The following is an 11,154-nucleotide window of genomic DNA, read 5'->3' as shown; positions in this document are numbered from 1 at the left end:
CCTCGCCGCGTTGTCGTCGGTCACCGCAGCACGCTGCGGCTCCCTCCTCCGCCTTGCGAGGCACCACCTGACCGATCCTCGCCACGGCAAGATCCGCGGGACAGGCCCTAGAGCTCGAACTGGATCGCCGCCCGCGAGGCCACGATCGGCTTGATGTGCTCGGCGATCACGGCCTGGTGCAGCGGGTGGTCCCGGTAGGCCAGGTAGTCGTCGACGCTGTCGAAGTCCACGACGACCGCGAACTGGTGGTTGCCCGGGTTCACGCCCGCGTCCGTGCCAAGGGTGTAGGAGCGGATCTCCGTGATGGCTTCGGGCAGCTTGCCGAGCTCCGTCGCGACCCTGACCCTCTGCTCATCGGTGGCCTCTTGTGCCCAGGTGAACAGCACGACATGCCGGAACATGATCTTCCCTTCGTTTGGGTGCCCGGCCAGCGTAAGGCCAGGCGTCACCGGAACCGGCAACGGCCCCGCGACCGCGGAGCGGGGCAGGGCGGGGATGTGCGGCGGCGGGCCCCGGACGGGTGTCGCGGCCCGTCCGGGACCTGAATCGCCGTCGAGAGGTGATCCGCGCTCACACCGGGCGCGGTACGGAACGGCGGCTGATCCTTATCCGGCTGGAAGGCCGCGGCACGGCTTCGAGCACGATCTTCTGGGCCGCCTCGGGAATGAAGCGGAGATCGTGGGTGATCAGGATGGTCGTGCGGCCGGCCATGAGCCTCTTGAGCGGTTCCATGATCCGTTCCGCGGTGAGCGCGTCGAGCCCCGTCATCGGCTCGTCGAGGACGAGCACCGGGGCGTCACGCAGGATGGCCCTGGCGATGGCGATCCGCTGGCGCTGCCCGCCCGACATCAGTCGCCCACGCTGCCCGATCGGCGTGTCGTACCTGTGGGGAAGCGCGTTGACGAAGTCGTGGACGTCCGCCATGACGGCGGCGCGGACGATGTCGTCCAGGTCCGCGCCGGGGCGGCCATAGGCGATGTTGTCGCGTACGGTCCCGGAGAAGAGCAGGTTCTCCTGCTGCAGGATGGTGATGTTGTCACGGAGCGACTCGCGCGACAGATCCCGGATGTCGGTTCCGTCGAGCAGGATGCGCCCGGCGGTGGGATCGTAGAAGCGAAGCAGGAGCTTCGCGAGCGTGGACTTGCCCACCCCGCTCGGCCCGGTGCACACGACCAGTTCCCCGGGCTCGACGACGAAGGACATGTCGCGCAACGTCGGCCTCCTCCTGTTCGGGTAGGTGAAGCCGACGTCCTGGAACTCGATGCGGCCACGGCCACGCCCCAGATGGACGGGGGCCTCGCGGTCGGTGATGGCCGGCCGGGCCCGCAGGATCTCGATGACCCGGTCGGAGCCCGCCGCCGCCTCGGAGACGGTGAGGGCGATCTGCCCCAGGCTCTGCACCGCCGGGTAGAGGTAGGCGAGGTAGGCGGCGAAGGCGAGCAGTCCGCCGATGGTGAGGCGCCCCGAGGAGATCTCCCACGCGCCGAACCCGAGGATGGCGATCAGACAGATGGTCTCGATCACCTGCACGACGGGCCCGTACAGGGAGGACAACCACGCCTGTGCCACGTTGGCCCGCATCCAGGTGCTCCCCTCCGCGTGCAGCCGCTCGGCCTCGGCGCCCTGGCGGTTGTAGGACTGGACGAGCGCCTGGTTGGACAGGCTCTCCTCGATGACGCTGTTCATGGTCCCGTTGCTGAGCCGCTCGCGCGCCGACACGGTCCTGAACCTGCCCGCGAAGACCTTGGAGACCAGCAGGAAGGCCGGGGCCAGCAGGAACGTCAGCAGTGCCAGGTCCCACCGGATGTAGAAGGCCGCACCGGCGAAGAAGACGACACTGGCGAGCGTGGTGAAGAGCTTGACCAGGCCGGAAGCGACGAGTTCCTCGATGGCCTCGATGTCGTCGGTGAGCCTGGCCATCAGGTCACCCAGGCGGCGGTTGTCGAAGAAGTCGGGCGTGAGCGTCTGGAGGTGCTCGAACACCCTGTCTCGCAGCCGCAGCAGGAAGCGCTCACCACCCAGGGCCGTGAGGTAGGACCCCACGAAGGAGACCAGCCCCGCGACGGCCGCGAGGCCCAGCCAGGCCGCCGCGGGGAGCCAGAAGGCCCCCAGGTTCTGCTTGCTGAGCACCTCGTCGGTGATGAAGCCGAACAGGCCGATCGCGGCGACCTCGCAGACGGCCGCGACAATGGCGAGCACGCCACCGGCCACGAGCAGCCGGCGGAGGCCGCGGGTGTACGGCCAGAACTCCCGGAAGGTCCTGCGGATGGAGACCGTCGGCGCCGTGGGAGGACGACGCACCGCTGCCCTCGCCCCGTTGGGCGAGAGCGACTCTGAGAATGAGAGCCGGCGGTTCACCCGCCGGCTCTCATTTGTTTCTGCTAGCACCGGATCTAGCTACTACTACCACCACCCGCCGCCACACCCACATCCGCAGCGGCGGCGCCGGCAGCAGCATCCACCCCAGGTCACGTACCGGCTGGACGGGAAGAGCTGCTTGAAAGTCATGGCTTCCCCCTTCGTGCTGAGCCTGTCGCGCTTACCAACCACGACACTAGCACCCATACCCAGACAAACAGCCCATATCGACGCGCATTAAAGATGTTTTAACAACCAATTCAGAAAGGCCGTAAAACGTATCGAGAGTAAAGCCTGACAAAAGTTTCACACGGCAACCCGACCGCCTGACCGAGCTGGGGATACGCACCATAAACCCTGATCCACAGGGGACAAAAAGAGGTTTCCCGATTATCGCCGGGGCGGCGGCCCGCACGGCGTCGCAGCGGCCGGGAGGGCCGTCCCGGAGTCCTCGCCCATTTCCCGTAACACCAATTGACAGGCCCGGCCGTCATGTTTAGTGATTCGCCTGCCGGATTTACCCGGCAGGCGAATCACCGCTCTGTCATGAAACCGGCTCCGGAATCACCGGGTCATCCCCAGGCGAGCATCCGGAGAGGGTCCTCAAGCATGGCGCCGACGTCGCGCAGGAACAGCGAGCCGATCTCCCCGTCCACCACCCGGTGGTCGAACGAGACCGCGAGCGTGCAGACCTTACGCGGCACGACCTGCCCGTCCACCACCCACGGCATATCCCTGACCTGGCCGAAGGCCAGGATCGCCGATTCGCCGGGGTTGAGGATCGGGGTGCCCGAGTCCACCCCGAAGACGCCCACGTTGGTGATCGTGATCGTGCCCCCGGCCATGTCCGCGGGCTGGGTGCGGCCCGCTCTGGCGGTCCCGGCGAGAGCGCCGAGGGCACCGGCCAGAGCGGGTAGCGACAGCAGGTGGGCGTCCTTGACGTTGGGAACGAGCAGGCCGCGCGGGGTGGCCGCGGCGATGCCCAGGTTGACGCGGTGCTTGACCACGATCTCCTGACGCGCCTCGTCCCAGGCAGAGTTGATCATCGGGTGGCGGCGGGCGGCGACGAGCACGGCCTTGGCGACCAGGAGCAGCGGCGAGACCTTGACCTCGGCGAAGTCGGGCAGCTCCCGGAGGCGCCGGACCGCGTCCATGGTCTCCGTCATGTCCACCTGGAGGAACTCCGTCACGTGCGGCGCCGTGAACGCGGAGGCCACCATGGCCTGCGCGGTCGCCTTGCGCACCCCCCTGATCGGGATCCGCTCCTCGTCCTCCGCCTCCCGCGTCGCGACCGCCGCCTGCGGCCAGGCCGGCGCGGTGCCGACCGCGGCCTGGACGTCGTCCCTGGTGATCGAGCCGTGCGGGCCGGTCCCGGTGAGAGCGGTCAGGTCGATGCCCAGATCCCTGGCCAGCTTCCGCACTGGGGGCTTCGCCAGCACCGCGGCGCTCGTGGGCGGTGCGGCCGTGCCGACGCCGCCCTCCTGCACACCGGACGGCACCGCCTCGGGCGACCGCAACCCGGTAGCCGTACCGGCAAGGGACGCACCGGCGGGAGGCGTACCGGCAGGGGAGCCGCCGGACGGCGACGGTTTGCGGGGGCGGCGCTTGGCCGCACCCGGCTTGACGCCGTAGCCCACCAGCACCGGCTGCCGCACCTCGGCAGGTGGCGCGGGAACCATGTCGGCGGCGGCGTCGGCCAGGGCCGCCGGCCGCTCCGCGACGGGAGCGGGACCGGCACCGTCGTCCACCGAGATGATCGGTCTGCCGACGTCCACGGTCTCGCCCTCGTCCGCCATCAGGGCCGCCACGACGCCCTCGAACGGGCAGGGCAACTCGACGACCGCCTTGGCGGTCTCGATCTCCACAATGGTCTGGTTGACCTTGACCGGGTCTCCGACCTTCACGTGCCAGCGGACGATCTCCGCCTCGGTCAGTCCCTCTCCCACGTCGGGGAGCCTGAACTCCTTCATTTCAGCCCTCCCCTAGAACGCGAACGCGCGGTCGACGGCGTGCAGGACCCTGTCCAGATCGGGCAGGTAGTGGTCCTCAAGCCGCGAGGGCGGATAGGGAGTGGAGGGCCCTCCGACCCTCAGGACCGGGGACTGCAGGTTGTAGAAGCACTCCTCGGTGACGCGGGCGGCGATCTCCGCGCCGAAGCCGCTGTAGACGGGTGCCTCGTGCACCACGATGCAGCGCCCGGTCCTGCGCACCGACTCCGTGATCTTCGGGACGTCGAGCGGATTGAGCGAGCGCAGGTCCACGACCTCCAGGGACCGGCCGTCGTCCTCGGCCGCCTTCGCGGCCTCCAGGCAGGTCTTCACCATCGGCCCGTACGCGAGCAGGGTGGCGTCCGTGCCCTGCCGTACCACCTTGGCCTCGTCGAAGGGGGTCCAGCCCGAGGAGTCGACATCCACCTCGGCCTTCTCCCAGTAGCGCCGCTTGGGCTCGAAGAAGACGACGGGGTCCTCGCAGCGGATCGCCTGCTGGATCATGGCGTAGCCGTCGGCCGGGTTGGAGCAGGCCACGACGCGCAGGCCCGCGGTGTGCGTGAAGTACGCCTCGGGCGACTCGCTGTGGTGCTCCACCGCGCCGATGCCACCGCCGCAGGGAATCCGGACGACCACCGGCAGTCTCAGCTTGCCCAGCGAGCGCAACGGCATCTTGGCGAGCTGCGTGATGATCTGGTCGGCCGCGGGAAAGACGAATCCGTCGAACTGGATCTCGCAGACCGGGCGGTAGCCCCGGAGTGCGAGGCCGATGGCCGTCCCGATGATGCCCGACTCGGCCAGCGGGGTGTCGATGACCCGCTGCTCGCCGAAGTCCTTCTGCAGGCCGTCGGTCACCCGGAACACACCGCCGAGCTTGCCCACGTCCTCCCCCATGACGAGGACCTTGGAGTCGTCCTCCATGGCCTTGCGCATGCCCTCGTTGAGCGCCTTGGCCAGCGTGAGAATGGTCATGCCTCGAACCCCTCAAGGTAGGTGGCGAACTCCGCGCGCTCGGCGTCCATCAGGGAGTGCGGCTCGGCGTAGACATGGTCGAAGATGGCCAGCGGTTCGGGGTCGGGCAGCGCGAGGCAGCGCTTGCGGACGTCCCGTCCGAGCTCGTCGGCCTCCGCGTCGATCGTGTCGAAGAAGTCCTGGTCGGCGATCTGGTTCTTGAACATGTAGGCCCTGACCCGCTCGATCGGGTCCTTGAGCTTCCATCCCTCCAACTCGGCGGCCACCCGGTAGCGGGTCGGGTCGTCGGAGGTGGTGTGGGCGCCCATCCGGTAGGTGAACGCCTCGATCAGCACGGGCCCCTGCCCCGACCTGGCATCGGCCAGTGCCTTTCGGGTGACGGCCAGACAGGCGAAGACGTCGTTGCCGTCGACCCGGACACCGGGGAACCCGAACCCGCTGGCCCTGCGGTACAGGGGGATGCGGGTCTGCTTCTCCAGCGGCTCGGAGATGGCCCACTGGTTGTTCTGGCAGAAGAACACCACCGGCGCGTTGAACACGGAGGCCCAGATGAAGGCCTCGTTCACATCACCCTGGGAGGTGGCGCCGTCGCCGAAGTAGACGATCGAGGCGGCCTCGGCACCGTCGCGCTGGATGCCCATGGCGTAGCCGACCGCGTGCAGGGTCTGGCTGCCGATCACGATGGTGTAGAGGTGGAAGTTGTGCTCCGCGGGGTCCCACCCTCCGTGGTTGACGCCGCGGAACAGGCCGAGCAGGTTCACCGGGTCGACGCCCCTGCACCAGGCCACCCCGTGCTCGCGGTAGGTCGGGAATGCCATGTCGGCCTCGGTCAGCGCCCGGCCGGAGCCGATCTGCGCGGCCTCCTGCCCGAGCAGCGATGCCCACAGACCCAGTTCGCCCTGGCGTTGCAGGGCCACGGCCTCCAGGTCGACGCGGCGGACCAGGGTCAGGTCCCGGTAGAGACCTCGGATCTCCTCGGGGGTCAGATCGATGTCGTAGTCGGGATGCTCGACCCGTTCTCCTTCCGGGGTCAGCAGTTGAATGAGCTCCGGGGGTGCTTCCGCACCACGAGAGGCGTCGGCTGTCACGTGCCACTCCTGTGTGCTAGGGGCCGTCTGGATGGGTTCGCCACCGCTGTCCGGCCGATTCGCGACGCGTTCGACCCGTCTGATGGTGGTTCGTACGCGCTTGTGGCCATCGTGGCAGAGGTCACATACGTGTGCGCAAGACCTACCTCGGCGTCCATATGCTCCCCGTTCCCCGCGCGCTCCCTTTCACCCGCCCGTTTCGTCCGCGTGGCGCGGGTCCGGCCCCCGCGCCTGAGCACGGCCGGAGCCGGTTACTCTTGAGGCGCCGAACCGTCCCCGTCGCAACCAGGAGGAACATCGTGGCGCGCGTCATCGTCGACGTCATGCTGAAGCCCGAGATTCTCGACGCGCAGGGGCAGGCGATCGCCCGCGCGCTGCCGCGGCTCGGCTTCTCCGGTGTCTCAGCGGTACGGCAGGGCAAGCGGTTCGAGGTGGAGGTCGATGGGCCCGCCGACGAGGCGGCACTTTCGGACGTCCGGAAAATGGCCGAAACCCTGCTCGCCAACACGGTGATCGAGGACTACACCGTCACCGTCGAGTCCTAGGCCGTCACTCCACGCAGATCAACCGCCCAGATCCAGCTATATCCGGCAATATGGGCGGAGCAATCCCACGGCTTGACCACTAGTCAATAACATTACGGTTATTTTGCGGTTAGCCCGGATTCTGCAGGGAAGCCTTCACGAGGTGACGTCTGACCCCGGGAGGAAACCGGTGGACATGGAGTTCTCGCTGGCTCTGCCACGACAGGCCATCGGCATCCCGATGGTCCGCAGGGCGCTCGGCGACTCCCTGCGCTCACTCGGCGTCACCGAGGACTGCGTCTCCGACATCCTGCTCGCGGTGACCGAGGCATGCGCCAACGCCGTGCGGCACGGGGGTCCGGCCAACCGCTACGAGGTCGAGACCGCCATCGGCCACGGCCGCTGCGACGTCCGCATCATCGACCGGGGCCAGGGCCTCGTCGAAGTGCCGGAGCACTACCCGTCGGCCGACGTCGAGAACGGCAGGGGCCTGCTCATCATGCAGGCGGTGGTGGACGAGATCTCCTTCGACATCACCCCGGGCAGGGGCACCGTCGTGCACCTGCGCAAGCACCTGGACTGGGATGACGACGCCGCCTTCTCCCGCGACCGGGTGCTCGCCGCCGTATAGCCCCGCCGCCCACCGGGAATCCGGCTCTCCCCGGCCCCTTACGGGCCGGAAGACGCTCATCCGGGCTGCCCGGTTGTGTGATCCGGCACTCCGCGTATGACCGCTTGTCCGGAGCGGATAGCCTGGACGCACCGCCGCAGACCGACGTCCGATGTAAGAGACGCCGGCGCGGCGCCCGTTTGCGGAGGGGAACGTTGCCATGAGTGCTGCCCGCGTGGGCGTCGTCACTTTTCCAGGAACTCTTGACGATCAGGACGCGGCCCGCGCCGTGCGCCACGCGGGTGGCGAAGCCGTGCCGCTGTGGCACGCGGATCCCGATCTCAAGGGGGTGGACGCGGTCTTCCTGCCCGGCGGGTTCTCCTACGGGGACTACCTGCGCTGCGGGGCCATCTCCAGGTTCGCCCCGCTGATGGAGGAGCTGATCCCCGCCGCCAGGGCCGGGCTACCCGTGCTTGGCACCTGCAACGGTTTCCAGATCCTCTGCGAGGCCCACCTGCTGCCCGGGGCGCTGATGCGCAACGCCGGGCTGCACTACATCTGCCGCGACCAGGGCATCCGGGTCGAGAGCAACACCACCCCCTGGACCTCCGACTTCACCGAGGGCCAGGAGATCGTGCTGCCGATCAAGCACGGGGAGGGCCGCTACGTCGCCGACGAGGCGACCCTGGGCGCGCTGGAGGCGGGCGGCCAGGTCGTCTTCCGCTACACGGGTGGCAACCCCAACGGCTCCCTGAACGACATCGCGGGCATCCGCAACGAGGCCGGCAACATCGTCGGTCTCATGCCGCACCCCGAGCACGCCGTCGAGGACCTCACCGGCGCCCCGAGCACCGACGGGCGCGCCTTCTTCTCCTCGATCCTGAAGAAGCTGGTGAACGCATGAGTCTCGACACCGTCAAGCGGGCCGAGGAGACCCCCGGCGAGCGCCAGCCGTACGCCGAGCTGGGTATGAAGGTCGAGGAGTACGAGCGGGTCCGCGAGATCCTCGGCCGCCGTCCCACCGGCTCCGAGCTGGCCATCTACAGCGTCATGTGGAGCGAGCACTGCTCCTACAAGTCGTCCAAGGTGCACCTGCGCCAGTTCGGCACCAAGGCCCCCAAGTCGGCGGCTCTGCTCGTCGGCATGGGGGAGAACGCCGGGGTCGTGGACATCGGTGACGGCTGGGCCGCCACCTTCAAGATCGAGTCGCACAACCACCCGTCCTACGTCGAGCCCCACCAGGGCGCGGCGACCGGCGTCGGCGGCATCGTCCGCGACATCATGTCGATGGGCGCCCGGCCGGTCGCGGTGATGGACGCGCTCCGCTTCGGCGGCGCCGACGCCCACGACACCCGGCGGGTGCTGCCCGGCGTGGTCGAGGGCATCAGCCACTACGGCAACTGCCTGGGCCTGCCCAACATCGGCGGCGAGGTCGTCTTCGACCCCTGCTACATCGGCAACCCGCTGGTCAACGCCCTCTGCGTGGGCCTGCTCCGCAAGGACCAGATCAAGCTCGCGGTGGCCCCCGGACCGGGCAACAAGGTGGTCCTGTTCGGCGCGCTGACCGGCCCCGACGGCATCGGCGGCGCGTCCGTGCTGGCCTCGGCCACCTTCGAGGACTCCTCGCACGCCAAGCGCCCCAGCGTCCAGGTCGGCGACCCCTTCATGGAGAAGCTGCTGATCGAGTGCTGCCTGGAGCTCTACCAGGCGGACGTGGTCGTCGGCATCCAGGACCTCGGCGCCGCCGGTGTCTCCTGCGCGACCACCGAGCTCGCCGCCAAGGGCACCGGTGGCATGAACGTCAGGCTCGACCTGGTGCCGCTGCGCGATCCCTCGCTGCGGCCCGAGGAGATCCTGATGAGCGAGTCGCAGGAGCGCATGATGGCGGTCGTCACACCCGACGACATCGATGCCTTCATGGCGATCTGCGCGAAGTGGGACATCCCCGCGACCGTGATCGGCGAGGTCACCGATGGAGGCCGCCTCGTGATGACCTGGCACGGCGAGACCATCGTCGACATCCCGCCGGGCACCGCGGCCGACGAGGGCCCGGTCTACGAGCGGCCGTTCCAGGAGCCGGCCGGCCAGATCGCGCTGAACAGCGACACTCCCAAGCGCCTCGCCCGCCCCACCGACCTGCGCGCGGCGCTGCTGGAGCTCCTCGGCTCACCGAACCTGGCGTCCAAGGAGTGGGTCACCTCCCAGTACGACCGCTACGTCCGCGGCAACACCGTGCTGGCCCAGCCCGCCGACGCGGGCGTGCTGCGGATCAGCGAGGCCATGCCCGGCGCCGAGGAGACGACGCGCGGAATCGCGCTGGCCACCGACGGCAACGGCCGCTACGCCCGCCTCGACCCGTACGCGGGGGCCCAGCTCGCCCTCGCCGAGGCGTACCGGAACGTGGCCACCACCGGCGCGACGCCGCTGGCGGTGACCAACTGCCTCAACTTCGGCTCCCCCGAGGACCCCGAGGTCATGTGGCAGTTCGCCGAGGCCGTGCGCGGCCTGGCCGACGCCTGCAAGGCCCTCGGCGTCCCGGTGACCGGCGGAAACGTCTCGTTCTACAACCAGACGGGATCCGTCCCGATCCACCCGACGCCGGTCGTCGGCGTGCTCGGTGTCATCGACGACGTGGCCACCCGGGTACGGTCCGGTTTCACCGGTGACGGCGACCGGATCGTGCTGCTCGGCGAGACCGAGGCGGAGTTCGGCGGCTCGGAGTGGGCGCACGTGGCCCACGGCCACCTGGGCGGCCTGCCGCCCAAGGCACGGCTGGCCTCGGAGCGCGACCTGGCTCTCGTCCTGACCACGGCCGCCTCGCAGGGACTGCTGACCGGCTCCCACGACCTGTCCGACGGCGGGCTGGCCATCGCCCTCGCCGAGGCCTGCCTCGCCCAGGGCATCGGCTGCGCGGTCTCCCTGACCGGCGACGACGCGTTCGTCGAGCTGTTCAGCGAGTCGTCGGCCCGCGCGCTGGTGACCGTCAGGCCCGAGTCGTTCGACACCTTCGCGAAGCTGTGCGCGGCCCACGAGGTGCCCTGCTACGGTCTGGGCACCACCGGTGGTGGCTCCCTGAACATCAAGGGCGTGCTGGACATCCCGGTCACCGAGCTCCGCCAGACCCACACGTCCACCCTGCCGGGCATCTTCGGCTGATCCTCACGCACCGCGGAAAGGGGAGTACGGCTCATCCGAGCCGTACTCCCCTTTCCGTTCTCATCCGGTCACCTCCGCGTGCCACCGGTGACGTCACACGGTGGACCGCACGGCCGTCCCGTTCCACGGCACCTGAGAGGCCCCCGACAGCCGTCCGGGGGCCTCTCACGTGCTGTCACGCTCAGCCGGAGATCAGGAGGCGCTCATGCAGAGCGCGTAGACGGTGCCGCTGCTGTTCTTGCCGCTCACGGTCCAGCCGGAGCCGGTGGGCGCGCTCGTGTAGATCTGACCGGAACCGCTGCCGCCGCTGCTGAAGCCGCCGCCCGTGACGACCTTGCCCGAACCGCAGCTCACGCTCTGGCTTCCGCCCTGACCGCCGAAGTTGAACGACCCGGTCACGGTGGTGATGGTGGGGACAGCGCCCTTGCCGTCCTTACCGTCCTTACCGTCGGCGCCCT

General features: G+C 69.2%; 9 protein-coding genes and 1 pseudogene. 4 read left to right on the top strand and 6 right to left on the bottom strand.

Features of this window, described 5'->3' with window-relative positions; genetic code table 11:
• Positions 1–107 precede the first annotated feature (107 nt).
• The 5 genes from ACWD3H_RS38065 to pdhA form a co-directional block, all read right to left on the bottom strand.
• On the bottom strand, positions 108–401 hold the full coding sequence (locus ACWD3H_RS38065) for a Dabb family protein (RefSeq protein ID WP_451958439.1): 294 nt from the start codon (positions 399–401) through the stop codon (positions 108–110).
• 169 nt (positions 402–570) lie between these two features.
• A complete protein-coding gene (locus tag ACWD3H_RS38060) occupies positions 571–2,301 on the bottom strand; it encodes an ABC transporter ATP-binding protein (protein WP_451958438.1) in 1,731 nt (576 codons plus the stop codon).
• Positions 2,302–2,930: 629 nt separating this feature from the next.
• On the bottom strand, positions 2,931–4,328 hold the full coding sequence (locus tag ACWD3H_RS38055; RefSeq protein WP_451958437.1) for a dihydrolipoamide acetyltransferase family protein: 1,398 nt from the start codon (positions 4,326–4,328) through the stop codon (positions 2,931–2,933).
• Positions 4,329–4,340: 12 nt separating this feature from the next.
• Positions 4,341–5,318: an alpha-ketoacid dehydrogenase subunit beta gene (locus ACWD3H_RS38050; RefSeq protein WP_451958436.1), complete on the bottom strand. Its 978-nt coding sequence runs from the start codon at positions 5,316–5,318 to the stop codon at positions 4,341–4,343.
• Positions 5,315–6,406, bottom strand: coding sequence for a pyruvate dehydrogenase (acetyl-transferring) E1 component subunit alpha (pdhA, locus tag ACWD3H_RS38045; RefSeq protein ID WP_355548290.1), 1,092 nt, complete (start codon positions 6,404–6,406; stop codon positions 5,315–5,317). The genes ACWD3H_RS38050 and pdhA overlap by 4 nt, the downstream gene beginning before the upstream one ends.
• A 299-nt stretch (positions 6,407–6,705) precedes the next feature.
• On the opposite strand from pdhA, the gene purS reads away from it, so the two are divergent.
• From purS to purL, 4 genes are all read left to right on the top strand, one after another.
• A complete protein-coding gene (gene purS, locus ACWD3H_RS38040; RefSeq protein ID WP_350929763.1) occupies positions 6,706–6,951 on the top strand; it encodes a phosphoribosylformylglycinamidine synthase subunit PurS in 246 nt (81 codons plus the stop codon).
• Positions 6,952–7,093: 142 nt separating this feature from the next.
• The gene (locus tag ACWD3H_RS38035; protein ID WP_451958435.1) at positions 7,094–7,561 is read left to right on the top strand and encodes an ATP-binding protein; all 468 of its coding nucleotides are present in this window, start codon (positions 7,094–7,096) and stop codon (positions 7,559–7,561) included.
• Between the two features lie 199 nt (positions 7,562–7,760).
• Complete coding sequence (gene purQ, locus ACWD3H_RS38030) at positions 7,761–8,444, top strand: phosphoribosylformylglycinamidine synthase subunit PurQ (protein ID WP_350929761.1); 684 nt, start codon at positions 7,761–7,763, stop codon at positions 8,442–8,444.
• Entirely contained in the window at positions 8,441–10,696 is a 2,256-nt protein-coding gene (gene purL / locus ACWD3H_RS38025) for a phosphoribosylformylglycinamidine synthase subunit PurL (protein ID WP_451958434.1), read from the top strand. Before purQ ends, purL begins: the two co-directional genes overlap by 4 nt.
• A 192-nt stretch (positions 10,697–10,888) precedes the next feature.
• On the opposite strand, the pseudogene ACWD3H_RS38020 reads toward purL, so the two are convergent.
• Positions 10,889–11,154 (bottom strand): annotated as a pseudogene (locus ACWD3H_RS38020) (hypothetical protein); the annotation flags it as partial.

It is taken from the genome of Streptosporangium sp. NPDC002607, assembly GCF_053592655.1.
The sequence above is the reverse complement of the archived record's forward strand: the minus strand, read 5'-3'. Positions and strand labels throughout refer to the sequence as shown.

Excerpts from the sequence above, each read along its gene's own strand:
- purL (WP_451958434.1), top strand. The coding sequence starts at position 8,441 with ATGAGTCTCGACACCGTCAAGCGGGCCGAGGAGACCCCCGGCGAGCGC.
- ACWD3H_RS38050 (WP_451958436.1), bottom strand. The coding sequence starts at position 5,318 with ATGACCATTCTCACGCTGGCCAAGGCGCTCAACGAGGGCATGCGCAAG.
- ACWD3H_RS38055 (WP_451958437.1), bottom strand. The coding sequence starts at position 4,328 with ATGAAGGAGTTCAGGCTCCCCGACGTGGGAGAGGGACTGACCGAGGCG.
- ACWD3H_RS38065 (WP_451958439.1), bottom strand. The coding sequence starts at position 401 with ATGTTCCGGCATGTCGTGCTGTTCACCTGGGCACAAGAGGCCACCGAT.
- purQ (WP_350929761.1), top strand. The coding sequence starts at position 7,761 with ATGAGTGCTGCCCGCGTGGGCGTCGTCACTTTTCCAGGAACTCTTGAC.